This is a genomic window from uncultured Jatrophihabitans sp. (assembly GCF_964246335.1).
Lineage (GTDB): Bacteria > Actinomycetota > Actinomycetes > Mycobacteriales > Jatrophihabitantaceae > Jatrophihabitans.
The window spans coordinates 1-25,015 of sequence record NZ_CAXTQF010000023.1 but is presented as its reverse complement, the minus strand read 5'-3'; the positions used below and the strand labels follow the sequence as shown (position 1 = coordinate 25,015).

The 25,015-nt window shown below is 70.3% G+C and carries 22 protein-coding genes and 1 tRNA gene; 6 read left to right on the top strand and 17 right to left on the bottom strand.

All coding sequences use genetic code 11. The features are described 5' to 3' along the window. Positions 1–24 precede the first annotated feature (24 nt). Genes ACFFCN_RS08865 through ACFFCN_RS08855 form a run of 3 tightly spaced genes read right to left on the bottom strand, consistent with a single transcriptional unit; the run spans position 25 to position 4,384 of the window. Positions 25–441: a DUF4233 domain-containing protein gene (locus ACFFCN_RS08865; protein ID WP_375490782.1), complete on the bottom strand. Its 417-nt coding sequence runs from the start codon at positions 439–441 to the stop codon at positions 25–27. After that, positions 438–1,814, bottom strand: a complete 1,377-nt coding sequence (locus tag ACFFCN_RS08860; RefSeq protein WP_375490826.1) for a bifunctional folylpolyglutamate synthase/dihydrofolate synthase — start codon at positions 1,812–1,814, stop codon at positions 438–440. The genes ACFFCN_RS08865 and ACFFCN_RS08860 overlap by 4 nt, the downstream gene beginning before the upstream one ends. Next, positions 1,796–4,384, bottom strand: coding sequence for a valine--tRNA ligase (locus ACFFCN_RS08855; protein ID WP_375490781.1), 2,589 nt, complete (start codon positions 4,382–4,384; stop codon positions 1,796–1,798). The genes ACFFCN_RS08860 and ACFFCN_RS08855 overlap by 19 nt, the downstream gene beginning before the upstream one ends. A 65-nt stretch (positions 4,385–4,449) precedes the next feature. Between ACFFCN_RS08855 and ACFFCN_RS08850 the strand changes: the two genes are divergently transcribed. Further along, a complete protein-coding gene (locus ACFFCN_RS08850; RefSeq protein ID WP_375490780.1) occupies positions 4,450–5,235 on the top strand; it encodes a GNAT family N-acetyltransferase in 786 nt (261 codons plus the stop codon). Here the strand turns inward: ACFFCN_RS08850 and ACFFCN_RS08845 are convergent. Then, positions 5,222–7,159 (bottom strand): M3 family metallopeptidase, encoded by a 1,938-nt coding sequence (locus ACFFCN_RS08845; RefSeq protein WP_375490779.1) that lies wholly within the window; start codon positions 7,157–7,159, stop codon positions 5,222–5,224. The genes ACFFCN_RS08850 and ACFFCN_RS08845 overlap by 14 nt on opposite strands. Positions 7,160–7,320: 161 nt before the next feature. Between ACFFCN_RS08845 and ACFFCN_RS08840 the strand changes: the two genes are divergently transcribed. Next, complete coding sequence (locus ACFFCN_RS08840; RefSeq protein WP_375490778.1) at positions 7,321–8,235, top strand: endonuclease domain-containing protein; 915 nt, start codon at positions 7,321–7,323, stop codon at positions 8,233–8,235. A gap of 73 nt (positions 8,236–8,308) precedes the next feature. Here the strand turns inward: ACFFCN_RS08840 and clpX are convergent, their stop codons facing one another. From clpX to ACFFCN_RS08815, 5 genes are all read right to left on the bottom strand, one after another. Next, complete coding sequence (clpX, locus tag ACFFCN_RS08835) at positions 8,309–9,598, bottom strand: ATP-dependent Clp protease ATP-binding subunit ClpX (RefSeq protein WP_375490777.1); 1,290 nt, start codon at positions 9,596–9,598, stop codon at positions 8,309–8,311. Positions 9,599–9,737: 139 nt separating this feature from the next. After that, a complete protein-coding gene (locus ACFFCN_RS08830) occupies positions 9,738–10,361 on the bottom strand; it encodes an ATP-dependent Clp protease proteolytic subunit (protein ID WP_375490776.1) in 624 nt (207 codons plus the stop codon). An 11-nt stretch (positions 10,362–10,372) separates the two neighbouring features. Next, a complete protein-coding gene (locus ACFFCN_RS08825) occupies positions 10,373–10,972 on the bottom strand; it encodes an ATP-dependent Clp protease proteolytic subunit (RefSeq protein ID WP_375490824.1) in 600 nt (199 codons plus the stop codon). A gap of 136 nt (positions 10,973–11,108) precedes the next feature. Continuing rightward, positions 11,109–12,587: a trigger factor gene (gene tig / locus ACFFCN_RS08820; protein ID WP_375490775.1), complete on the bottom strand. Its 1,479-nt coding sequence runs from the start codon at positions 12,585–12,587 to the stop codon at positions 11,109–11,111. 44 nt (positions 12,588–12,631) lie between these two features. Further along, positions 12,632–12,705: transfer RNA gene (locus tag ACFFCN_RS08815), tRNA-Pro, on the bottom strand. An 84-nt stretch (positions 12,706–12,789) separates the two neighbouring features. Between ACFFCN_RS08815 and ACFFCN_RS08810 the strand changes: the two genes are divergently transcribed. After that, positions 12,790–13,581, top strand: coding sequence for an Fpg/Nei family DNA glycosylase (locus tag ACFFCN_RS08810; protein ID WP_375490774.1), 792 nt, complete (start codon positions 12,790–12,792; stop codon positions 13,579–13,581). 3 nt (positions 13,582–13,584) lie between these two features. Here the strand turns inward: ACFFCN_RS08810 and ACFFCN_RS08805 are convergent, their stop codons facing one another. Then, positions 13,585–15,498 carry an HlyD family efflux transporter periplasmic adaptor subunit gene (locus tag ACFFCN_RS08805; RefSeq protein WP_375490773.1) on the bottom strand — a complete coding sequence of 638 codons (1,914 nt, stop codon included), beginning with the start codon at positions 15,496–15,498 and terminating at the stop codon, positions 13,585–13,587. A 68-nt stretch (positions 15,499–15,566) separates the two neighbouring features. Between ACFFCN_RS08805 and ACFFCN_RS08800 the strand changes: the two genes are divergently transcribed. Next, positions 15,567–16,145: a hypothetical protein gene (locus tag ACFFCN_RS08800; protein ID WP_375490772.1), complete on the top strand. Its 579-nt coding sequence runs from the start codon at positions 15,567–15,569 to the stop codon at positions 16,143–16,145. Positions 16,146–16,467: 322 nt separating this feature from the next. Here the strand turns inward: ACFFCN_RS08800 and ACFFCN_RS08795 are convergent, their stop codons facing one another. The 6 genes from ACFFCN_RS08795 to ACFFCN_RS08770 form a co-directional block, all read right to left on the bottom strand. After that, positions 16,468–17,700: an ABC transporter permease gene (locus ACFFCN_RS08795; protein ID WP_375490771.1), complete on the bottom strand. Its 1,233-nt coding sequence runs from the start codon at positions 17,698–17,700 to the stop codon at positions 16,468–16,470. Next, positions 17,697–18,401 (bottom strand): ABC transporter ATP-binding protein, encoded by a 705-nt coding sequence (locus tag ACFFCN_RS08790; protein WP_375490770.1) that lies wholly within the window; start codon positions 18,399–18,401, stop codon positions 17,697–17,699. Before ACFFCN_RS08790 ends, ACFFCN_RS08795 begins: the two co-directional genes overlap by 4 nt. Continuing rightward, positions 18,398–19,753 carry an efflux RND transporter periplasmic adaptor subunit gene (locus ACFFCN_RS08785; protein WP_375490769.1) on the bottom strand — a complete coding sequence of 452 codons (1,356 nt, stop codon included), beginning with the start codon at positions 19,751–19,753 and terminating at the stop codon, positions 18,398–18,400. The genes ACFFCN_RS08790 and ACFFCN_RS08785 overlap by 4 nt, the downstream gene beginning before the upstream one ends. 188 nt (positions 19,754–19,941) lie before the next feature. Further along, a complete protein-coding gene (locus tag ACFFCN_RS08780) occupies positions 19,942–20,487 on the bottom strand; it encodes a hypothetical protein (RefSeq protein WP_375490768.1) in 546 nt (181 codons plus the stop codon). A gap of 10 nt (positions 20,488–20,497) precedes the next feature. Then, on the bottom strand, positions 20,498–21,127 hold the full coding sequence (locus ACFFCN_RS08775; protein WP_375490767.1) for an HAD family hydrolase: 630 nt from the start codon (positions 21,125–21,127) through the stop codon (positions 20,498–20,500). A gap of 52 nt (positions 21,128–21,179) precedes the next feature. After that, entirely contained in the window at positions 21,180–22,277 is a 1,098-nt protein-coding gene (locus tag ACFFCN_RS08770; RefSeq protein WP_375490766.1) for a PP2C family protein-serine/threonine phosphatase, read from the bottom strand. Between the two features lie 137 nt (positions 22,278–22,414). On the opposite strand from ACFFCN_RS08770, the gene ACFFCN_RS08765 reads away from it, so the two are divergent. Beyond that, on the top strand, positions 22,415–23,560 hold the full coding sequence (locus ACFFCN_RS08765; protein ID WP_375490765.1) for a glutamate--cysteine ligase: 1,146 nt from the start codon (positions 22,415–22,417) through the stop codon (positions 23,558–23,560). Between the two features lie 18 nt (positions 23,561–23,578). Here ACFFCN_RS08765 and ACFFCN_RS08760 read toward each other — a convergent pair whose 3' ends face one another. Beyond that, a complete protein-coding gene (locus tag ACFFCN_RS08760; RefSeq protein WP_375490764.1) occupies positions 23,579–24,196 on the bottom strand; it encodes a methyltransferase in 618 nt (205 codons plus the stop codon). Positions 24,197–24,310: 114 nt separating this feature from the next. Between ACFFCN_RS08760 and ACFFCN_RS08755 the strand changes: the two genes are divergently transcribed. Further along, positions 24,311–25,015, top strand: a 705-nt coding sequence (locus ACFFCN_RS08755) for an iron-containing redox enzyme family protein (RefSeq protein ID WP_375490763.1), incomplete at its 3' end; no start/stop codon positions are given.

Below are 25,015 nucleotides of genomic sequence, written 5' to 3'. Positions count from 1 at the left end.
AGCGGAAGCGCCAGCGGCCGTAGATCAGCCGGCGAGCATGCGGAACCCGCCGGGGCTGCCGACGACCTCGTGGCGCAGCAGCAGGATGCGCAGCCAGATCGCGATGAACAGGGCGCCGATGAGGAACAGCGAGCCGACGAAGAACCCGGTCGCGAGGAAGGCCAGCTGCAGCACCGACCCGAGGCCGATCCCCCACGGCCGGCGCACCAGACCGGCCGCCAGCACGAGCACGACCGCGAGCCCGATGCAGATGGACGTCCGCACGCCGCCGAGTCCGGACGTGAGCGCGATCGCCCGCGGGATGAGCAACGTGATCACCGCCTCGAGGCCGAGCACCCCGGCGAGCGCGCCGCGGGTCGCCTTGTTCGCGCGACGGGCGCGCGCGGCGTACTGCTCCGGGGTCGGCTGCGGCGGGTCGTCCGACTGCTCCGGCTCGCTCACGCCGGCGGCGAGGGTCGGCTCAGCAGTGTGCGCGCCTCGCCGGCGGTGACGACCGAACCGGTGACGAGCACCCCGCTGCCGCCCCGCCCGCTGTCGACCGAGTCGTCGCCCGCCCCCTCGGCGAGCGACACCGCGGCCTCGATCGCGTCGTCGAGCCGCGGCTCGACACTGACCCGGTCGCTACCGAACAGCGCCACAGCCGCAGCGGCCAGCTCGTCGACGTCCATGCCGCGCTCCGCGCCGGTCTGGGTCACCACGATCTCGTCGACCGCGGGCTCGAGCAGCTCGAGCATGCCGTCGACGTCCTTGTCAGCCATCGCGCCGAAGACGGCGATCAATCGGCGGAAGCGGAACTCCTCGGCCACCGCGGCCAGCGTCGCGCGCATTCCCGCCGGGTTGTGCGCGGCGTCGAGCAGGATGGTCGGTGCCGAACGAACCGGCTCGAGGCGCCCGGGCGACTGCACCGCGGCGAACGCCTCACGCACGGTGTCGATGTTCAGCGGGCCGGACGCCGCGCCGGCGCCGAAGAACGCCTCGACCGCCGCCAGCGCGAGCGCGGCGTTCTGCGCCTGGTGCGCGCCGTGCAGAGGCAGGAAGACGTCCTCGTACAGCCCGCCCAGGCCCTGCAGCGTCAACATCTGCCCGCCGACGGCGAGACGCCGGTCCCGGACGCCGAACTCGAGGTTCTCCCGCGCGACCGAGGCGTCGACGTCGTTGGCCCGGCGCAGCAGCTCGATCGCGGCGTCCTCGGGCTGCGCGGCCAGGATCGCGACGGCGCCGGGCTTGATGATGCCCGCCTTCTCCTGCGCGATGCTGGTGACGGTGTCGCCGAGGTACTGCGTGTGGTCCAGGCCGATCGGCGTCACCACCGCCACCTCGGCGTCGATGACGTTCGTGTTGTCCCACGAGCCGCCCAGCCCCACCTCCACGACGGCGACCTCGACCGGCGCGTCGGCGAACAACGAGAACGCCAGCGCGGTGACGATCTCGAAGAACGACAGCGGGATCTCGTTGCGCGCGTCGAGCATCGCGACGTACGGCTCGATCTCCTGGTAACCCGCGACGAACGTCTCGTCGCTGACCGGCTCGCCGTCGATGACGATGCGCTCGGTGACGCTCGCCAGGTGCGGGCTCGTGTAGCGACCGGTGCGCAGCCCGAATCCACGCAGCAGCTCGTCGATCATCCGCGCAGTGCTGGTCTTGCCGTTGGTGCCGGTGAGATGGATCGACCGGTAGGCGCGCTGCGGATCGCCGAGCACGTCGACGAGCGCCTGCATCCGCTCGTTGCTCGGATTGACGTGCCCTTCGTTGCGCCGGCCGAAGATCGCCTTCTCCACGGCGCGCAGTTCGTCGCTCACGATGCACCACCCAATCCGTCCAGCGCGGCGTCGATGCGCGCAAGGTCGGCCTCGGCGGCGGCAAGACGTTCGCGCACCTTGGCCACCACGGCGTCCGGCGCCTTGCCGACGAATGCCTCGTTGCCGAGCTTGGCCGCGTTGGCGGCGCGCTCCTTTTCCGCCGCCGCGCGGTCCTTGGTCAGCCGCGCCTGCTCGGCCGCGACGTCGATGACCCCGGAGAGGTCGAAGCGCAGCGCGATGCCGCCGGCGACGTCGAGCGACGCGGTGGACGTGAAGCCGTCGGCCGGCTCGTCCAGACGCAGCAACGAGCGGACGTGGTCCTCGTTGACCGGCCCGTCGACGGTGGCCGGGATGCGTTGCGCCGGCTTGATGCGCTGGTCGGAGCGGAACCGACGGCCCTCGTCGACGACGGTCTGCAGTGTTGTCACGTACTCGATCGCGTCGGGATCCGCGCGCTTGGTGTCGGCCTGCGGCCAGGTGGTGACGACCAGCGATTCGCCGCCGGTCAGCGCGGTCCACAGCGCCTCGGTGACGAACGGGATCATCGGGTGCAGCAGCCGCAGCAGCGTGTCGAGCACCTCGCCGAGCACCCGCTGCGTCTCCCCGCGCCGCTCGCCGGCCAGCGAGTGCTTCGCGAGCTCGATGTACCAGTCGCACACCTCGTCCCACGCGAAGTGGTAGAGCAGGTCGGCGATCTTCGCGAACTCGAACCGCTCGTACAGCTCGTCCACCTGCGTCACGACGCTCTGCAGCCGCGCGAGGATCCAGCGGTCCACGACGCCGGGGTCGGCCGGCAGCTCGCCGTCGGTGGTGGCGCCGGACAGCTGCGCGAAACGCGTGGCGTTCCACAGCTTCGTGCCGAAGTTGCGTGCGCCCTTGACCCATTCCTCGTTGATCGCCTGATCCGCGCCGGGGTTGGCGCCCTGCAGCAGCGACAGCCGCACCGCATCTGCGCCGTAGCTGTCGATCCACACCAGCGGGTCGACGACGTTGCCGCGCGACTTGCTCATCTTCTTGCCGCTCGCGTCGCGGACGAGCCCGTGCAGCAGCACCGTCTTGAACGGCACCTCGCCGTCCATCGCGTACAGGCCGAAGAGCATCATCCGCACGACCCAGAAGAAGAGGATGTCGTAGCCGGTGACGAGCACGGTGGTCGGGTAGTACGTGCGCAGGTCGGCGGTGTCGTCCGGCCAGCCGAGGGTCGAGAACGGCCACAGCGCCGAGGAGAACCAGGTGTCCAGCACGTCGTCGTCCTGGGTCCAGCCGGCCGGCGGCGTCTCGTCCGGGCCGAAGCACGCGTCGTCGCCGTCGGCGGAGTACCAGACAGGGATGCGATGCCCCCACCACTGCTGGCGGCTGATGCACCAGTCGCGCAGGTTGTCGACCCACTGGAAGTAGCGGCCCTGCATCGACGCCGGCTCGATCGTCACCCTGCCGTCGCGCACCGCAGCCGCAGCGGCGTGCGCCAGCGGCGCCACCCGGACGAACCACTGCAGCGACAGGCGCGGCTCGATCACGGTGTCGCAGCGCGAACAGTGCCCCACGGCGTGCTCGTAGGGGCGCTTCTCCGCGACGATCCGGCCGTCCTCGCGCAGGGCCGCGACGATCGTGTAGCGCGCCTCCATCCGGTCCAGCCCGGCGAACGGACCGGGCGCGGTGATCACACCGCGCTCGTCCATGATCGTCGGCATCGGCAGGTCGTGCCGGCGGCCGATCTCGAAGTCGTTCGGGTCGTGTGCCGGCGTCACCTTGACCGCCCCGGTACCGAAGCTCGGGTCGACGTGCTCGTCGGCGACGATCGGGATCGACCTGTTGGTCAGCGGCAGCGCCACCTCCTTGCCGATCAGGTGCTGGTAGCGCTCGTCGTCCGGGTGCACGGCCACCGCGGTGTCGCCGAGCATCGTCTCGGCGCGGGTGGTGGCGACGACGATCGAGTCGTCGCCCGCTCCGTAGCGGATCGACACGAGCTCGCCCGGCTCGTCGGCGTGGTCGACCTCGGCGTCGGAGAGCGCGGTCATGTCGCGCGGGCACCAGTTGATGATGCGTTCGGCGCGGTAGATCAGGTCGTCGTCGTAGAGCCGCTTGAAGATCGTGTGCACAGCGCGGGAGAGGCCGTCATCCATGGTGAAGCGTTCGCGCGACCAGTCCACGCCGTCACCCAGCCGGCGCATCTGGCCGAGGATCTGCCCGCCGTACCGGTTCTTCCACTCCCACGCCTTGGCGATGAACTCCTCGCGCGTGTAGTCGCCGCGGCTCTTGCCCTCGGTCTCGGCGAGATAGCGCTCCACCAGGTTGTTCACGGCGATGCTTGCATGATCCATGCCTGGCAGCCACAGGGCGTCGTGACCCTGCATGCGCGCCCGACGGCTCAGCGCGTCCATCATCGACTGCTCGAGCGCGTGCCCGATGTGCAGGCTGCCGGTGACATTCGGCGGCGGGATCACCAGCGACCAGGGCGGCTTGCCGCTCGACGGGTCGGCGGTGAAGTAGCCGCGCTCGACCCACCGCTCGTAGAGCGGACCCTCGACGTCGGCCGGCACGAAGTGCGACGGCAGCTCGGTGGGTCCGGACGGTGCAGCGCTCACGCGGTGAATCGTACGGAAGTCCGCGGCGCCGCCTTTCCGTTGCCGGGCCGGGCGAGGATGGACGCATGGCGCTCACGGTGACGACCGACCACGGCGAGATCACTGCCCAGATCGACCAGCTCCTGGCAGCCGACCCGGTGCGCGGCACGATCCTCGGCAGCATCCGCGGCACGTTGGACGACAACGCGTGGTCAGCCGTCGACGGCGACCGTCTCGCGGTGCGGTCGGGCAAGTCGTTCCCGGTGGTGATCACGGGCGATTGGATCGGGCTTACGCCCGAGCTGGCCTCCCTGCTGCGTGAGCTGCCGGGGCTGCACGGGCTCTCCGGCACGCCCGGCGCGGTGCGCGCGCTCGTCGACGAACTGGGCCGGGACACCCCGCGCAGCCTCAATCAGCGGTTGTTCCGCTGCGACGCGCTCGCCCCGCCCGCGGGGGTGATCGGCGCGGCGCTGACCGCCGGCGACGCGCACCGGGCGCTCGTCCGGGACTGGTACGCCGCTTTCGTGGCCGAGGCGCAGGGGCTGTTCGGCGACCCGCGGGCGGCGGCCGACCAAGCGGTGGACTCCGGCACCTGCCTGCTGTGGCGTGCTGGATCGGGCGAGCCGGTCGCGCTGGCCGTCGCCCGGCCCGCGGTGGCGGGCAGTGGCCGGGTGGGGCCGGTGTACACGCCACCGGCGCACCGGGGCCGCGGTTACGGCTCGGCGGTGACCGCTGCGGCGACGCACGCGATTCTCGACGCCGGCGCGATCCCGGTGCTGTTCACCGACCTCGCGAACCCGACGTCGAACAAGATCTACCAGGCGCTCGGCTACCGGCCCGTCGAGGACCGTCTCGTCGTCAGTTTCGGCTGACCGGCTGCTCGTCCAGCCAGGCGGCGAAGGCGTCGAAGGTGAACGGCCGGCCGAGGAAGTCTTCGACCAGGTCCGCGGCGTCCTTCGACCCGCCCGGCGCGAGGATGCGCTCGCGATATCGCGTTGCCGCGTCGGAGGCGAGCAGATCGTCGGCGTCGAACGCCGAGAACAGGTCCTTCGCGATCACCAGGCTCCACAGATACGTGTAGTACGCCGACGAGTAGCCGCCGAGGTGGCCGAACGACGTGTGGAAGTGCGTGCCGTCCAGGTAGCGCACGACGTCGTAGCGCTGCTGCAGCTCGCGCACCGCGGCGGTGAGATCGGCCGGGCGATCGCGGTGCAGCAGGTAGGACACCGCCGTGTAGTAGAGCTGGTTGCGCACGAACACGCCCTTGCCGAAGTCCTTCGCGGCGCGCATGCGGGCGACGAGCTCGGCCGGGATCGGCGTGCCGTCCGCGTCCCGGGCGAAGGTGCGCAGCACGTTCGCGTCCCACGCCCACTCCTCGAGCATCTGGGACGGCGCCTCGACGAAATCCCACTCGGTGGCGACGCCGGAGAACCGCGACCAGTGCTGGTCACCGGCGAGCACGTGGTGCACGAGGTGGCCGAACTCGTGGAACAGCGTCACGACGTGCTGGTGCTCCATCAGCCCGCGCGAGAAGTTGCACACGAGCACACCTTCGGGCAGCCGCCGGCCGGTGATGCCACCGACGAGGTCGAACTGCGCGGCGTGCTTGTACTTGCCGTCGCGCGGGTGCAGATCGAGGTAGATACGGCCGCGGGTGACGCCTTCGGCATCGACGACGTCGTAGCCGGTGACGTCCGGGTGCCAGGTCGCGACGTCGACCGCGCGGTATGTCACGCCGAACAGCCGACCGGTGACGTCGAGCAGCCCCTGCCGCACCTGCGCGAAGTCGAAGTAGCGGCGTACCTCCTGGGCGTCGACGTCGTAGTCCTCGCGGCGGACCAGCTCGGTGTAGTAGGCCACCTGGGACGAGTCGAAGCCGTCGGCCTGCGGGTCGTCGCGGCGCAGGCGCTCGAGCAGCACGTCGCGGTCGCGCTCGCTGGACGTGCGGGCGGCGTCGGCGAGCTTGTCGATGAACGCGGCGATCGCCTCCGACGTGCCGACCATCTTGACCTCGGAGTCGTAGGCCGGCCAGCTGTCGTAGCCGAGCAGCTGCGCCTTCTCGTGCCGCAGGTCGAACATCTCGTGCAGCACGTCGTCGGCCTTCGGCCAGCCGCGGTTCAGGAACTCGATCGCCAGTTCGCGCCGGGCCTGCGCGTCCTGCGCGAAGGTGCGGAACGGCAGGTAGTCGGGGTAGTCGGTGTTGATCGCGACGAGTCCGTCGTCCCCGGCCGGGTGCGCGTCGATGAAGTCCTGCGGCAGGCCGGCCAGCCGCTCGGGCGCGATGCGGATCTCGCGCACGTCCTCCCGGGTGAGGCGGGAGAAGTCCTGGTCGAGCACGGTGAGGCGTTCGGAGATCGCGCGCAGCCGGTTGCGGGTCTCGTCGTCGCGATCGACGCCGCTGCGGCGGAAGTCGCGCAGCACGTGCTCGCGCATCCGCTGCGCCTGCGGATCGAGGCCGGCCGGGTCGCTGGCGGCCACCGCGTCGTAGAGCCCACGATCCAGGCCACGGTCGGTGCGGATGCGGTCGACCTCCTGCGCGTGCCGCTCGGCGAGCGTGCGCAGGTCCGCGTCGGGATGCACCTCGGTGAGCAGGCCGGCCAGCGAGTCGGCCTCGCGCAACGCGATGTCGGCGTCGTTCCACAGCTCGAGCACCGCCGCGGTGTCGCGTCCGGTGCCGTCGCGCAGCTGGTCGAGTGTGCTGCGCACCTCCGCCAGCCGGTCGGCGAGCTGGGCGTCCAGCCAGCCGGGCCAGTCGTCGACAGGCAGGGACAGCGGCGCGGGTTGCGAGGTGGTCACCGACCCGACGTTAGCCGCCCCCACAACGAGCTTCCGCCGCCGTCCCCGCGCGCCCGTGCCTACCGTGCAGGTCAGTTACGGCGTGTCCCCGCGCTGACGGTGCACAGTCCACTGTCCACAGGCCGAAACGCTGCCGACGCGCAACGATCAGGCTGTGCGACGTGCACGATCCAGTCGATGCCACGCTCGCTCGCCACGGCCGCGTGGCTACCCGCACCCAGTTGCTGCGCGTGATGTCGCGTGGACAACTCGACCATCTCGTGCGCACCGGCCGGCTCAGCACGCCTTTTCCGCAGGCTTACTGTCGCCCGTGGGACGCCGACCTGCCGACGACCCGGCGGCGAGCTGCGCTGGTCAGTACCGGTCCGCCGGCAGCTTTGAGCCACCTCACGGCGCTGGAGATGTGGGGAGTTCTCGACGCGCGGCCGGCAGCTCCACTGCACGTGACGACACCGGCCACTCGCGCGCCTCGCGGCAACGCAGACCTGGTGGTCCATCGCGCACGCCGCTTCCCGGACGTCGCCCGGATCGACGGGTTGATCGCCGTAACCGCTGCGGACGCGATCGTCACCTCGTGGCCGCTCCTGCCACCGACGCAACGCCGTGGTCCGGCCCTTCGCGCGATGAGAGACCGGATAACTCTCCCGGCCCAGCTACGTGAGTCAGTAGACCGCTACCGACGGCTGCCCGAGCGCGAAGCACTACGCGACCTCATAGCGCTGCTCGAAGCCGGCTGCGAGAGCGAACTCGAGATCTGGGGGCACACGCACGTCTTCGACATCCCGGGACTGCGGCACGGGGTGAAGCAGTACCACGTGCCGGCGGGCGGCCGGCGTTATCGGCTCGATCTCGCCTTCACGCTTGAAAGGGTCGCGGTGGAGCTGGATGGCTTTGCGTACCACTCGACGCACGAGCAACGCGAGCGGGACACGCGCCGCGACGCCGCACTAGCAGCGGTCGGGTGGCTCACCGTGCGCTTCACACACCACCAGTTAACGACCGACCCGGACGGGTGTCAGCGGCAACTGTTGGCGATCCTGGCGCAACGTCGACGACTGTGCACGCCAGGCAGGTGAAACGCGGCGTGTTACCGCGCAGACGGTGCACGGTCGGTCCACAGCCGCACGAAGCGACGCCGCGGCAGGTGCCTCAGGCGGACTTCTCGCGCGGCGGCGTCTTCTTGGCTTCGCGCGGCACGAGGGTCGGGTAGACGTGGTCGAGCACGGTGTCGCGGTTGATGACCACTCGGGCGACGTCCTCGCGCGAGGGCACCTCGTACATCACCGAGAGCAGCACTTCTTCCATGATCGCGCGCAGGCCACGGGCGCCGGTGCCGCGCATGACTGCCTGGTCGGCGATCGCCTCGAGCGCGTCCGTGGTGAACTCGAGCTCCACGTTGTCGAGCTCGAACAGCTTGGAGTACTGGCGCACCAGCGCGTTCTTCGGCTCGGTGAGGATCTGCACGAGCGCGTCGCGGTCGAGTGGACGCACCGAGGTCAGCACCGGCAGCCGGCCGATGAACTCGGGGATCAGCCCGAACTTGATCAGATCCTCGGGCATGACGTCGCCGAAGATGTCCTTGGTCTCGCGGTCGAACTTGGTGTGCAGCTCGGAGCCGAAGCCCAGGCCCTTCTTGCCGACGCGGCTCTCGATGATCGTGTCGAGCCCGGCGAACGCACCGCCGACGATGAACAGCACGTTCGTGGTGTCGATCTGGATGAACTCCTGGTGCGGGTGCTTGCGCCCGCCCTGCGGCGGCACCGAGGCCGACGTGCCCTCCAGGATCTTCAGCAGCGCCTGCTGCACGCCCTCGCCGGAGACGTCGCGGGTGATCGACGGGTTCTCGGCCTTGCGGGCGATCTTGTCGACCTCGTCGATGTAGATGATGCCGGTCTCGGCGCGCTTGACGTCGTAGTCCGCGGCCTGGATCAGCTTGAGCAGGATGTTCTCGACGTCCTCGCCGACGTACCCGGCCTCGGTCAGTGCGGTGGCGTCGGCGATGGCGAACGGGACGTTGAGCATCCGCGCCAACGTCTGGGCGAGCAGCGTCTTGCCCGAGCCGGTGGGCCCGAGCAGCAGGATGTTGGACTTGGCGAGCTCGACGGTGGTGTCCGCGGTGCGCGGTTTGGCCTCGTTACCGCCGGCCTGTACCCGCTTGTAGTGGTTGTAGACGGCGACGGCGAGCGTCTTCTTCGCCTGATCCTGGCCGACGACGTAACCGTTGAGGAAGTCGTAGATCTCGCTGGGCTTGGGCAGTTCGTCGAAACTGAACTCGCTGGTCTCGGCGAGCTCCTCCTCGATGATCTCGTTGCACAGGTCGATGCACTCGTCGCAGATGTAGACGCCGGGACCGGCAATAAGCTTCTTGACCTGCTTCTGGCTCTTGCCGCAGAAGGAGCACTTGAGCAGGTCACCCGTCTCGCCGACACGTGGTGCCACTGACGACTCATCTCCTCTGGTGCTGACTTCGTTGAGCGCTTGACGACCGTCCCCGGAGGCCTTGAGACCTCGCACGCTACCTGGAAAACCTACGGAAGTCCGCTGGAAAATCGCGGCGGACGCGCCGAGCGGCGGCGGCTCAGGTGTCGGGCACCAGCTTGCGGGTGGTGATGACCTCGTCGACGATGCCGTACTCCTTGGCCTGCTCGGCGGTGAGGATCGTGTCGCGCTCGATGTCCGCGCGCACCTTTTCCACCGTCTGCCCGGTGTGCTTGGCCAGCACGTCCTCGAGCAGCCCGCGCATGCGCAGGATCTCGTTGGCCTGGATCTCGAGGTCGGTGACCTGGCCCTGACCCTCGCCGGACGGCTGGTGGATGAGGATGCGCGCGTTCTGCAGCGCGAACCGCTTGCCCTTGGTGCCCGCGGCCAGCAGCACCGCGGCGGCGGAGGCCGCCTGGCCCATGCAGATCGTCTGCACCTCGGGCCGGACGTACTGCAGCGTGTCGTAGATGGCGGTCAGCGCGGTGAACGAACCACCCGGCGAATTGATGTAGATCTGGATGTCACGGTCCGGGTCGGTGGACTCCAGCACGATCAGCTGGGCCATGACGTCGTTGGCCACGACGTCGTCGATCGGCGCGCCGAGGAAGATGATGCGCTCCTCGAACAACTTGTTGTACGGGTTCGATTCCTTGATGCCGTAGTTCGTGCGCTCGACGAACGAGGGCAGGACGTAGCGCGACTGCGGCGCTTGATTGCTCATGACTATCCCTCTCAGGCCGGAGCCGGGCCGGAGCCGTTGGGGACCTGCGCGACCCGGGCGATCACGTGGTCGACGAAGCCGTATTCGAGTGCTTGCTGCGCGGTGAACCAGCGGTCGCGCTCGGAGTCGGCCTGCACCTGCTCGACGCTCTGCCCGGTGTGCTCGGCGATCAGCTGCGCCATCTCGACCTTGGTGAGCTTGAACTGCTCGGCCTGGATCGCGATGTCCGATGCCGTGCCGCCGATGCCCGCGGACGGCTGGTGCATGAGGATGCGCGCGTGGGGCAGCGCGTAGCGCTTGCCGCGGGTGCCGGCCGAGAGCAGGAACTGGCCCATCGACGCCGCGAGGCCCATGCCGTAGGTGGCGATGTCGCAGTCGACGAACTGCATCGTGTCGAAGATCGCCATGCCGGCGGTGACCGAGCCGCCCGGCGAGTTGATGTAGAGGTTGATGTCGCGCTGGTCGTCCTCGGCGGACAGCAGCAGCAGCTGCGCGCAGATCTGATTGGCGATGTTGTCGTCCACCGGCTGGCCGAGGAAGATGATCCGCTCGCGCAGCAAGCGGTCGTACACCGAGTCGTTGAGCGTCATGCCCGCGCTGGGGCTGCGCATTTCGCTGCTCATGGTCTCCTCGTCATCGTCCGTGCGGTGTGCACGATGTCGCTTGGTCCGCGTCTGTCATCGACCCTAACGAAGCGCGGGCGCCGCGCAGTCCGCAACGGGGCCGCGTTCGCTCAGGGCGTGACGCTCAGGCGTCGCTCGCGTCCCCGCGGGACGTCGCTTCGGCGGCGGCCTCATCGGCTGCGGCGGCTTCGACGTCCGCGGCTTCGACGTCCGCGGCTTCGGCTGCGGCGATCTCCTCCTCGGGCAGGTCGCTGAGATCGGGCGCCTCCGGGCCGCCGGCGAGCGCGGCGAGGTCGACGGTTTCGCCGGAGGCGTCGGTGACCTCGGCCGACTCCAGCAGCGAGGCGAGCGCCTTGTTGCGCCGGATGTCGGCGACGAGCATCGGCAGATTGCCCGACTGCATGATCTGGTTCGCGAACTCCTGCGGCGCCATCTGGTACTGCTGCGCCTGCCGGACGAGGTACTCGGTCAGCTCGCCGTCACCGATCTGCACCTGCTCGACGTCGGCCACGGCGTCGAGGATGAACTGGGCGCGCACCGACTTCTCCGCACTCTCGCGCATCTCGGTGTCCCATTCCTCGCGCGTCTTGCCCTGCGCCTCGAGGAACTTGTTCAGCAGGTCGTCGTCGTGGTTGAGCGAGTGGACGATGTCGTGCTGGCGGTACTCGATCTCGGCGTCGAGGGCCGACTCAGGCAGCGGGAACTCGACGGTGTCGACGAGGTGCTCGAGCAGCCGGTCGCGCGCCTGCGCCCCCTGCTCCATCGTGCGCACGTTGCCGAGGCGCGCGCGCAGGTCGTCGCGCAGCTCGCCGATCGTGTCGAACTCGCTGGCCAGCTGGGCGAACTCGTCGTCGGCCTCCGGCAGCTCCTTGACCTTGACCGCCTTGACAGTGGCCGCGATCTCGGCCTCGGTTCCTGCGTGCTCGCCCTGGCGCAGCGGCGCGGTGAAGGTCACGGTCTCGCCCGCCGGCTTGCCGGTGATCGCGGCGTCCAGGCCGTCGACGAAGTCGTCGGAACCGACCACGTAGGAACGGCCCTTCGCGGACGCACCCTCGATCTCGTCGCCGTCGACCGTGGAGACGAGGTCCAGCGACACGTAGTCGCCCTCGGCGGCGGGACGTTCGACACCGACCAGCGTGCTGAACCGGTCGCGCAGCTCGTCGAGCTGCTCGTCGACGTCGGCGTCGGTGACCTCGGTGTCGTCGACGGTGACCGCGATGCCGTCGAGCTCGGGCAGCGTGATCTGCGGACGGACGTCCACCTCTGCCGTGAAGTTCAGACTGCTCGCGGTGTCCGAGCCGAGGTCGTCGAGATTGGTGATGTCGATCTCGGGCTGGCCGAGCGGCTGGATCTCCTGCTCGCGCGCGGCCTCGGTATAGATGCGCGGGAGTGCTTCGTTGATCGCCTCCTGCAGCACGGCGCCGCGGCCGACCCGCTGGTCGATGATGCGAGCCGGCACCTTGCCCGGGCGGAAGCCGGGGATGCGGATCTGCTGGCCGATCGACTTGTATGCGGCGTCGAGCTCGGGCTTGACGTCGTCGAAGGGCACCTCGACGGCGAGCCGGACGCGGGTCGGGCTCAGGTTCTCGACGGTGCTCTTCACGTGCGGGTACTCCTTCACTGCGGTCAGTGCCAACGACGGTGTTGTCGGGGTGACAGGATTTGAACCTGCGGCCCCTCGCTCCCAAAGCGAGTGCGCTACCAAGCTGCGCCACACCCCGGGCGCGGTCGTTGTCTGAGTCTACGGATTGCGGCGTGCCGGCGAGAACCGCGGGCTTCGCTGCTGTTGAGCAAGGAGACTGCTGTTGCCCGAGGGACACACGCTGCACCGGCTGGCCCGCGACCAGGGGCGCATGTTCGCCGGGACCGTGGTGCACGCGAGCAGCCCGCAGGGCCGGTTCGCCGACGGCGCCGCCGTGCTCGACGGCCGGGTGCTCGAGAACGTCGACGCGTACGGCAAGCACCTGTTCCAGCACTGGGCGGACGACGCGACGCTGCACGTGCACCTCGGGCTGTACGGCAAGTTCACGACGGGCAAAGGCGCGCCACCACCGCCCCGGGGCGCGTTGCGGCTGCGCCTGGTCAACGACGAGGTGTGGACAGACCTGCGCGGCCCCATCGCCTGCGAGCTCGTGGACGCCGAGCAGCAGAACGCCATCATCGCCAAGCTCGGCCCGGACCCGATCCGCGCCCGGTCGGATCCGGCGCTCGCCTTCCAGCGCATCCGGCGCAGCCGGACGCCGATCGCCGCGTTGCTGATGGACCAGCACGTCCTGGCGGGGGTGGGCAACGTCTACCGCGCCGAGATCCTCTTCCGGCACCGGGTCGCGCCGCACCTGCCGGGCAACGCGCTGCCCGAGGTGATCTGGGGCGAGATGTGGGACGACCTCGTCGTCCTGATGCGCGCGGGCGTGCGGTCCGGGCGCATCGTCACCATTCGCGAGGAGGACCGCCCACGCCGCGGGCGCCTCACCCGCGCGGAGGCGAATTACGTCTACCGCCGCACCGGCGAGCCGTGCCGGGTCTGCGGGACCGAGATCCGTACCGAGGTGCTGGTCGGGCGCAACCTGTTCTGGTGCCCGAACTGCCAGCGCTGAGCGTCAGCGACCGCCGGGCGGCCCGCCGCCGGCACCCCCGAAGCCGCCGCCGCCGAAGCCACCACCACCGGCACGGCCGCCCAGTCCCGCGCCCCCGGTCAGCCCACCGCCGCGGCGGGTCGTCGTGGACGACGGCACCGCCTCGCCGACGTCGGCCAGCACGACACGCTCGCCGGCCTGCAGACCGGACTTCACCTGTGCGCGCTGCGCGCCGATCGTGCCCGTCGTCACGGCCACGGCCTTGGTGGTGTCACCCGATACCACCTCGACGAAGTGCCGGGTACCGATGGTGTGCAGCGCGGACAGCGGCACGGTGAGCACGTTGGCGGCCGACCCGACAGAGATCTCGACGCTGGCGCCCATGCCGTCGTACAGAGCCTTCTGCGCGGCGGCCAGCGTGACGGTCACCGGATAGGTCGCGGACGTGCCTTCGCTGTCCGCGGAGTTCAGCGTGCCGACGTAGGAGACGGTGGCCGCGTAGGGCTGTGCGTGCCCGTCCACCGTGACGGCAGCCTTGTCCCCGGCCTTGACCTCGTCGATGTTGGTCGCGCTGATGTTCAGGTCGGTGGTCAACGCCCCGTTGCCGACGACGGTGATCGTCGCAGTCGTCGACGACGCACTGACGGTGTCTCCCTCGGCGATGTCGACCGACGCGACCTTGCCCGCGATCGGGCTGACCAGGTTCGCGTTCGCGGTCTCGGACTTGCGCACTGCCACCGTCGCCTCGGCCGCGTCGATGGCCTTCGCATCGGCGGCGATCTGCTCCGAGGTGATCGTCCTGATCGACTTGGTCGAGCCGGCGCCCGATGTCCTCGAGGTCGAACCGCTGCCCTGCGAGGTCGGGTTGGACCGGGTCGTCGAGCCGGACTTCACGCTCGAGCCGCTGGCCGCCGAACCGGTCGACCCGTTGGCCGAGGCGCTCGCCGACTTCTGCAGCGCGGCCACCGCCTTGGTCAGGGCCGACAGAGCCTTCGTGAGCGAGGACTGCGACGAGTCGACCGCGTTCTCGTCGCTGACGACCTTCTTGACCGAGCTCACGCAATCGGCCGTCATGATCGCTCGCTCGACTTGGACAACGTATTTCGTGCCCTCGTCCAGCCCTGGGAAGTCGTACTGGCCGCCGCTCCCGGACTCGATCGTCTGGGTCGTGCTCTTGCCGTCGGGGTCGATCAGCGTCACGGTTGCCGAATCGTCCACCGTTCCTTTGATTTCCTTGCTCGAGTCTGCAGTCGCGGTGGTCGTGCTCGCTTTCGAGGTGCTGGTGCCGCAGTCCGTGCTGAGGTCGGCGACGGCCGAGTCCTGGGCCTTGATGGCCCTGTCGAGTGCGCTCTGCGCTGCGACGACCGCGTGCTGGGCCTGCTCCACGCCGCCGTTGTGCGTGCTGGACGACGAGCTGCCCGACCTGGCGCCCGACGGTGACGTCGGCGTCCTGGCAACGGGTGTGAGCAGGACGAAAGAGCTCGCCGACGTCGTGGCGGAGGTGTCCGTGGCGGCGTTGCTCTGCGCGGTCTCGTCGTCGCTGAGCTGCTGCTTGGCCCTGTCGACCGCCGCTTGCGCCTCGACCACGGCATCGCTGAGGTCGGTGCCGTCCAGGGTCGCGACGACCTCGCCCGCAGTCACGGCCGAGCCGGCCGCGACACGCACCGCGTTGACGGTTCCGGCAGCGGCGAAGGCGAGTGTCGCCGTCTTGCGGGCTGCCAACGTGCCGTCCGCCGACACGGTCTGCTGCACCGAACTGCGCATCGCGGCGGCCGTGCGGTAGTCCGGGCCGTCGGAGCTGCGGGCGGCCCACGCCGTACCGGCGCCGGCAACGATCAACAACGCCACCACGGCGGTGACGACCAGACGACGGCGACGGCGACGTCGACGTCGCTGCCGCGGTGAGAGCGGCTCCGCCGATGGGTCGGGCTCAGCCATTGCCGCCACCCGCACCGCCGGGAGCGCCACCACCGGGAGCGCCGGCACCCGGACCGCCGCGTCGTCCCATGGCCGCCGTGCAGGTGCTGCCGGTCTTCGTGCTGAGAGCGATACGGGTGGCGGCGACCGTGCCGGTGCTGCCCGTCCTGCCCTGCGCGACTGCGCACAGGCCGACCTTCGCCGCCGCGCTGGTCGCCGCCGCCGTCGTGGTGTATTTCGTCGACGCCGACGTGGTGATCGTTTCCTTGGTCGCGGTGGCCGAGCCGGACGACGGCCCGCGACGCGTTGCCGACACGACGATCGTCGACGCGGTGATCGCGGTGACCTTGCCGAACGTGAACCCGCCGAAGCCGGCGCGACCTGCTCCCTGCGGGCGGGCGCCGCTGCGCGCACCGGACGGCCTACCGCTGGGCGCGCCGGACGGGCGGGCACCGGACGGGCGCGTGCCGCCGCCGAATCCGGTCGTGCAGGAGCCGGCGGTCGCTGCCGTGATCGCGACGGTGGTGGCGGGCTGCGACGCGCTCGCTCCGGCCGCGGTACTCGATGAACCCGCCGCGTTTCTCGCCACCGCGCTCACGCAGCTGCCGACCTTGACCGCGGACCGCGTCGTGACCTTGGCGAGCGTGAACTTCGTGGTCGAGCTGTAGGTCACGGCGGTCTGCGCCGTGCTGCTCTGGACCTGCAGCGTCGTGCCACTGACCTGTGCGATCTCACCCTGCGCGGCTGCGCCGCCGGCGCCGCCGAAACCCCCGGCGCCTGCGGCACCTGCGGCCCGTCCGCCGCCGGCTGCCGGTGCCGCCGACGACGAGCTGCTGCCGCCCGAGCTACCGGAGCAGGCAGTGAGGGCCAGCGCGGCGGCCACGACGGCCGCACAGACGGTCAGGCCGCGCACGGCTGGTCTCGCAGAAGGGTGGTACATCGCGTTCCTCGCATTCATCTGGTGCAGGATCCGGTCCGGCTCGTCGGTCGTCATTCGCTGCGCAGCGCGTCGATCGGCGCGAGACGTGCGGCGCGGCTCGCCGGATACACGCCGAAGATCAGCCCGATGGCGACCGCGACGACGATGGCTCCGCCGATGGCGGTCCCGCTCAGGGTGATGTCGTTGGAGATGAAGTGCGGAATGATCTCGGCACCCCCGATGCCCAACGCCGCGCCGGCCACGCCGCCGATCAGACCCAGGGCCGATGCCTCGACCAGGAACTGGCGGCGGATGACGACGGGTGTCGCACCGAGCGCCTTGCGCAGGCCGATCTCGCGGGTGCGTTCGGACACCGACACCAGCATGATGTTCATGACGCCGATCCCGCCCACGAGCAGCGACAGGGCGGCGATGCCGCCGAGCAGCACGGTCAACGTGCTGCTCACCGACGTCGCGGTCGACAGCAGCGAATCCTGCGCGGTGATGGTGAAGTCCGCGGCCGTCGCCGTCGTGATGGCGTGCCGCGACAGCAGGATCGCGTCGACCTCCTGGTACGCGGCGGAGATAGTGCCGTTGGTCCGCGCGGACAGATAGATCGACGACAACGAGCTGCGCGACGAGCTGGTCGACAGCCGCTCCACCTCGGTGGACAGCGGAACCACTGCGGTGTCGTCGAGGTTGCTCGAGGAGTCCGAGCCCGTCGAGGCGAGCACGCCCTGCACGGTGAACGAGATGTCGTCGATGGTGACGGTGCGGCCCACCGGGTCGAGCGGCCCGAACAGCTCCTCGGCCGTTTCCGAGCCCAACACGACGACCTGCGACGCATCCTTTTCATTCGCCGCGGTCAGGAACGTTCCCGACGACAGCTTGCGCGCGCGAACGCTCAGCCACGACGTGCTCGTGCCGACGACCGTGGTGGTCCAGTTCGTGCTGCCGTTCTCGAGTTCGAGCGAAGTGCTCTGGATGGGTGCCACCGCACGCACGTCCGGCGCGGACACCGTGGATTCGAGCGCATTCGCATCGTTGACGGTGAGTGTTGCGGCCGAGCCCGAGCCGCCGCGCACACCGCTCGAGCTGGTGGTCGAACCGGGCGACACGATGAGCAGGTTGCTGCCGAGCGCGTTGATCTCGCTGCTGACCGAGCTCTTGGTGCCTTCGCCGAGGCCCACCGAGAGCACCACGGTGGCGATGCCGATCAGGATGCCGAGCACGGTGAGCGCCGAACGCATGCGATGTGCCCGGACCGCCGACAACCCGGTACGGACCGTCTCCGCCCAATTCATGTCGCGGCCGCCAGCTGGTCCTGGATCAAACCGTCCAGCACCCGCACGGTGCGCTGCGCGCGGCTGGCCACCTCGGCCTCGTGCGTGATGAGCACGATGGTCCGGCCCTGCTCGCGCAGCTCGTCCAGCAGGGCCAGCACGTCCCTGGTGGCGTGCGAATCCAGGTTGCCGGTCGGCTCGTCGGCAAGGATCATGGCCGGGTCCGTGACGAGCGCGCGAGCCACGGCGACACGTTGCTGCTGACCACCGGACAGCTCGCCCGGCGTGTGGTCGAGCCGGTCGGCGAGCCCCACCCGCGCCAGGGCATCGGCTGCGCGGTCGCGACGTTCGCTGCGTGCAATCCCCGCGTAGACCAGCGGCAGCTCCACGTTGCGTAACGCGGACATGCCGGCCAGCAGGTTGAACTGCTGGAAGACGAACCCGATACGACGGTTGCGGATCTCGGCGAGTTCCTCTTCGTCCAGGTCGGCGACGTCCTCGCCGGCTAGGCGATAGGACCCGGAGGTCAGGACGTCCAAGCAGCCCAGGATGTGCATGAGCGTCGACTTGCCCGAGCCGGACGGACCGGTGATGGCGACGTACTCGCCCTCGTCGATCTGCAGGCTGACGCCGCGCAGGGCCTCCACCGCCACCGACCCCGTGCTGTAGATCTTGCGCAGTTCGTGGACGTCGATGATGGGTTCGGCCGGCGCAACCGTCATCGGGTGCCACCACCGAAACCGCCACCGGTGCCGCCGGGCGCCCCGCCGCCACCGCCGCCGTACCCGCCACCACCGGTTCCGCCGCCGTACCCGCCGCCGCCGTACCCGCCACCACCGGTTCCGCCGCCGTACCCGCCGCGATTGGTGCGCGTGGTGTTCGACGTTCCGGTGGTGGGGCGCGCGGTGGCGAGCTGCTCGTAGACCTTCTGGCCGGCGGTCAGCCCGGACGTGACTTGCACGACGCCGGCCGACGACACGCCGGTCTTGACCGTCGTCTTGATCTGCTTGCCGCCCTGGTCGACGTAGACGTAGCTCGACTGCCCGTCGCGGTGTACGGCGGCTGTTGCCACGGTCAGCACATTGGTGAGTTGTCTGTAGATGATGCTGGCCGTCACGGACGCGCCGTCGTGCAGTCCGCTCGGCGACCCGGTGACCGCGATCGTGACGGGGTAGCTCGCCGAGCCTGAGGAGCTGGACGACAGCACCGAGACGGTCGACACCGTGCCGAACAGCGGCGTCGTGGACGACGTCGTCGCGAGTTGCACCTGATCGCCCTTGGCGATGTCACCGATCTCCGTGTCGTCCAGGCTCGCCGACACGGTCCAGCTCTTCATCCCGACGACGACGAAATCACCGGAATCGGACGAGCTCGAGCTCGTGGAGCCGCCGGAGGTGCTCGAGCCGGACGTGGTCGAGCCGGAGGACCCCGACCCGGTAGCGGACCCCGCCCGGGTCGACCCCGACCCGGTGGACGACGAGCCGCTGGTCGCTGCGCCGCCGGACGAGGTGCCGCTGCCGGCCGCCGACGAGCCGGACGACGACGCGCTGGTCGACGACGTGGTGCCCGAGCCGGACGAGGTGTCACCGGTGGCCACGTTCACCTCGGCGACGGTTCCGGCGATCGGGGAACGCAGCGTGGCGTCGTCGAGCGCGTCCTCGGCGCTGGTCACCGACGAACGGTTACTGGTCACCTCGGCCTTGTCGGCGGCGAGTTGCGCATCGGTGGTGCTGCTGCTGTCCTCGGCGGAGGCGAGTGTCGACTTCGCGGTCGCGAGGTTCGCCTTGGCCTGGGCGACGTCCGCCTTGAGCGAGACGGTCGCGATCTTCCCGAGCACCTGTCCCTTGGCCACCTTCTCGCCCTGCGTCACCTCGACGGAAGTGATCTTGGCGGCCGACGAGAAACTCACGTCGTCCTCGTCGGCCGGCGAGAGGGTGCCGGTGGCCGACACGCTCTGCTTGATGGTCCCGGTCGCTGCCGCCACCAGCCGGGTGGTGGTCGACGTCGCCGCGGCGTCGCCGGACGAGCTGCCGCCCAGCACGAAAGCCGTGACGCCGCCGGCGATCAGGACCACGGCGACGAGTGCACTGAGCCACGGTCGTGCCGTCAGCGCGCGGCGAGCGTGCGCTCCCCACTTTTTCAACGAAACCCCTGATGTCCTAGCCGCTGCTGACCCGGCTCAGCTTGGACTCGACGCGTTCAGGGGCAGGTCAGCGCAAGGTCAAGAGAGCCTCAAGCCGAGCTGGGAATCGATCAAGCGGGTCAGCCCCGGCGCGAACGCGGCCGCAGTTCTCGCGCGGCCACCGGCCAGAAGGACGACCCGGTGATCCCCAGGCCGCCGACGGTGATGAGCCCGACCGCGAGGTCGACGCTGCTGCGCCCGTCCCGTGCCCAGTAGACGTCCTTGAGGTCGATGAGCAGTGCCGCCTCGTCGACGATCAGCGCCGTGCCGACGCCGTAGCTCGTGGCCGTGGCCGGGTGCTGCGCCAACTTGTGCTCGCCGCGCACCGCGATCAGCCCGACACCGGTGAGCAGGGCGATGCCGATGTTGTAGTGGTGGAAGTGCCGCCCGCCCACACTCATCCCGCCGCCCGACGGGCCGTGGCCGTCGTGGATCCAGTGCGTGATCGCCCGGGTGATGCCGAAGGTCGCCGCGAATGCAGCCCACGCCGTGACGGCCGCGCGTTGCTTGCTGTCCAGGTGCGCGTGCCAGCGCGAGCGCAGGCGCCGCACGACGGGTGAATCCACATCGACGTCGTCGTCGGGAAAGTCGTCGGTGGGCGTGTCGTTCCGTGTCTCGGTGGCCACGGCCGAGACGCTACGACACGTCCACGATCTCCGTCAGCTCGGCGAGCGCATCGTCCGGGTCGCCGACCTTGATCGTGTGCAGCCCGAGTGCACGAGCCGGTTTGAGGTTTATGCCGAGATCGTCGAGCAGAACCGCGCGCTGCGGCGGGGCGTCCAGCGCCGCGCAGGCGAGCTCGTAGATGCGCGGCTCCGGCTTGCGCACCCCGAGGCGGCAGGATTCCAGGACGCGGTCGAAGGCGTCGAAGACCCAGCGGGTGCCGTCCGTCCCGTCCATCGGGGCGATGTTGTTGGTGAGCAGTCCGACGCGGATGCCGGCCGCGCGTAGCTCGTCGATCCGCGTGATCACCGCCGGCCGGGCGTCACCACGCGTGGTCGGCAGTGCGCGCAGTGCCTCGAGCAGTTGGTGGCCGTCCAACGCCACCCCCAACGCCGCAGCCTCGTGGCCGAACAGCTCGACGAAGCGGTCCGGCGTGATCTCACCGCGCTCCAGCTGCGCCCAGGCGCTGGTGTCCGGACTCGCGGAGTTGATCCGCCGCACGGTCCCGGCCGGCACGCCGCAGCGCTGCTCGACCTGGGCGAACGCCTCGAACGGGGAGTCGATGACGACGCCGCCGAAGTCGAACAGCACCGCATCGATCACGGGGCGACGATACGGTCCGGGCGGGCGCGTCCGGCGAGGCCGTGACCCGGTGTCACGCCGCGCGGATGACGGTCTCGACCGTGGCAGCCCCGCTCTCCGGCGTGGTGACCGGGTCGTACTGCACCCCGACGATCGCGAAGTCGTCGACCGCGCACCCGTCGGTCCACGTCGACACGGCGTCGCCCAGCCGGGAGACCGACGTCGCCGGATTCACGCAGTCGGTGAGGGTACTGAGCAGGCGCTCGTCGTCGAAGAAGGCGCGGTCGACCCGGCGGCGGGCCTCGGTGACGCCGTCGGTGTAGAGCACCAGCTGATCGCCGGGCAGCAGAGCGTGTTCGCCGACGGCGGCGCGACCACCGAACACGAGCGGCGGCCGGGTGATCGGCACGGGCAGAAGAGTGGCCTGACCGTCGCGGATCAGCACCGGCTGCGGGTGCCCTGCCGAAACGGCCGAACAGCGACCGTCCGGCGCGATCTGGACGAGCGAGGCGGTGACGAAGTCTCCGACGACCGCGCGCCTGGTGGCCGCAGCATGGAGTCGTTCGAGCAGGTCCGCGATGTCCTCGGTGAGCGTCGCCCACTCCCGGAAGGCGCCGAGCACTTCGGCGGCGAGCTGCACTGCCTCCAGACCCTTGCCCCGGACATCACCCATCAGCACCCGCACACCCCAGGGCGTGGCGATCGTCTCGTAGAAGTCGCCGCCGACCGTGGCAGCGCGTGCCGAGCTGCGGTAGCGACCGGCCAGCTGCGTGGCGCCGAGTCGGGCGGGCACCTCACGCAGGATGGTCTGTTGGGCGACGTCGGCAATGCGCCGCACCTCACGCAGCTGCTCCTCGTGCCGTTCCCGGTTCATCGCGGTGAGCACGGCCACCACCGCGCCGATCGCGATACCGATGCCCCGGATGATGGAAGCGTGCCGCGGCGCACCGGGCACGAGCAGGTGATCGTGCAAGGAAAGCGCGAACCAGGCACCGACAGCGACCACTCCGTACGCCGCCGTCGACCGAGCGCCGATCAGCGCGGCGGCCACCAGTGGCGTGATCACGACCAGACTTGCGACCGACGTAGCCTGGTTCAACGACAGATCTGCCGCGGCCAGCAGCCCGAGCAGCAGACCCGGAACCAGCCAACGCACCCACTGTGCAGCCATCCGTGGCATCGCACCCACCCACTCCCTGTTGTCGGGAGCTAACGCTAACCTCACATTGCGCTATTGGTCAACATGTCCCCACCCGCAAACTCGCCGACGCCGGGCGCCGATCGCCGCCGGACGGGTAATACCTGACGATGCGGACACCGCCCCGTGACGCGGGCGCCCCGACTGCTGCGCCACTTCCGGTCGGAGCCACGTTCGGTATCGAGGAGGAGTACCACCTCGTCGATCCGGACACCTTCGCCCTGCGCAGCCGGCCGGAGTTGTCGGCCGGAGCACTGCGCGGCGCGGCCGGTCCGCACCTACGCCCGGAGATGCTGACCAGCCAGCTCGAGGCCGCCACCGACGTGTGCACCGACCTCGCCGGCGCACGCGCTGCGGTCGTCGCCGTGCGGCGTGAGGCCGCTACCGCGGCGGCGTCCTGCGGCGTGGCGATCATGGCCACCAGCACACATCCGACGGCCACTCTCGACGAGGCCCGGTTGCTGGCCCGCGAGCGCTACGACCGGCTCGTCGAGCGCTTCGGGGTGGTGGTCCGTGCGTTCAACCTCTGTGGCTGCCACGTCCACGTGTCGGTGCCCGACCTGCCCACGGCCGTGGCGATCATGGCTCATGCGCGGCCGTACCTGCCCGTGCTGGCCGCGCTGACCGGCAGCTCGCCGTTTCACGAAGGTGCCGACACCGGCTACGAGAGCTTCCGTCTCGCCTGGTTGTCGCTGTGGCAGCAGGGCGGCCCGCCGCCACACTTCGGCTCGGCCGACGAATACGTCGACAGCGTCCGGCAGCTGCTCGCGATGGGCATCGTCGACGAACCCGGACAGCTGTTGTGGGAGCTGCGCCCGTCGTCGCGTTACCCGACCCTGGAATTCCGGATCGCCGACGTGTGCACCGCGGTGGACGACGTCGTGCTGTTCGCCGCCATCGTCCGGTCGCTCACCCGCACGCTCGGCCGGCGGGCCACCGACGGTCAGCGGGCGCCGGTCGTGTCCGACGCGGTGCTGCGCGGTGCCCGGTGGCGCAGTGCGCGGCACGGGTTGACCGACACGCTGTGGCACCCGGGCCGTGCCGAGCTCGTCCCGGCCGACGTCGCCGTCCGGGACCTGCTCACCGAGCTGCGCCCGGACCTGGAGGCGCACGACGAATGGTCGATCGTCGCGGGGCTCGCCGAGCGGTTGCTCGTGCGTGGCACCTCGGCGCGGCGGCAGCGCGCGTGCTTCTCGGCCACCGGCGACATGTCGGCCGTCCTGCGCGACGCCGTCGAACTCACCGCCGCCCCGTGACGCAGCCGCGCGCGCTCGTCAGGCCCGGCCGATCAGCATGATTGCGCGCGCCTCGTCGTGGACACGCGTCTCGAGCACCTGCAACGCGGTTCGCTCGCGCGCCAGCATCGCGGCGACCGTATCGGCCTGGGCGACACCGGCCACCTGCAGCACCAGACGTCCATCGGAGCTGAGGTGCGCCCCGGCGACGGCCAGGCAGGCGCGGATGACGCCGAGGCCGTCGCCGCCACCGTCGATGGCGGTGACCGGGTCGTCCGGCCAGCGCGGCACCTCCCCTGTCGGCAGGTAGGGCGGATCGGCGACGATGACCCCGAAACGCTCGTGTGCACCGACGGCGTCCTCAAGGCGCTGCGCACGCACCTCGACCCGCGCCGCGTATCCGGCGCGCGCAGCATTGCCGCGGGCGTATTCCGCGGCCACCGGGTCGGCCTCCACCTGCACGAGATCGCGATCGGCGAGCACGGCCGCGGCCAGCCCGATGTGCCCGGCGCCGGCGCACAGCTCGAGCAGCGGCCCGGGTGCGGACTGCGCGGCGATCTCGGCCGCCCAGGTGCTCTGCGCGTAGGTCCACGGGCGCGGTTCGAGCACGCGGTCGTCGTACGCAACGGTCAACGGCCCGAACCGGCAGGTCTGCACGCATCCAGCCCTACCCGGTTGCCGCGGCCGTTTTCCGTTCCGGACACCGGGGTACGTCCCTCTCGAGTCCTGCGTGACAACCCTGCGCTCGGCTCCTTGACCCATGGGACACCAATGTTGCTGCCCGAGACCCGCGGCCCCCTGACCGAAGCGCTCACCACCTCGCTGCGTACCGACGACCCGGCTGCGCTGCCGTCGCTCGATGACGTTGCGCCGCGCCCGGATCCGCTCGGCGACGACGATCTCCAGCTGGCGCTGTGGATCTGCTACGAGCTGCACTACCGCGGCTTCGACGACGTCGCGGGCGAGTGGGAGTGGCAACCGCAGCTCATCGCGCTGCGGAACGCGTTGGAAGACCAGGTGATGGCTGCGCTGCGCCGCGCCGTGGCGCCTGCGCGATCCGACGCGCCGGTGGCCGACCGGCTGCGTGACATCGTGGACGGCGACGACGGGCGCAGCCTCGCCCGCCACATGCAGCTGCACGCCGAGCGGGAGCAGTTTCTCGAGTTCGCGATGCACCGCTCGGTCTATCAGCTCAAGGAAGCCGACCCGCACAGCTGGGCCATCCCGCGGCTGAGCGGACGCGCCAAGGCTGCGCTCCTCGAGATCCAGTTCGACGAGTACGGCGACGGCGACTTGGCCCGCATGCACTCCGAGCTCTATCGACAATTACTGCGCGGGCTGCATCTGGACGACGGCTACGGCGCCTACATCGATTGCGTCCCGGGCATCACGCTGGCGCTGAGCAACGTCATGTCGCTGTTCGGGTTGCACCGGTCCTGGCGTGGCGCCCTCGTCGGCCACCTCGCGGCATACGAG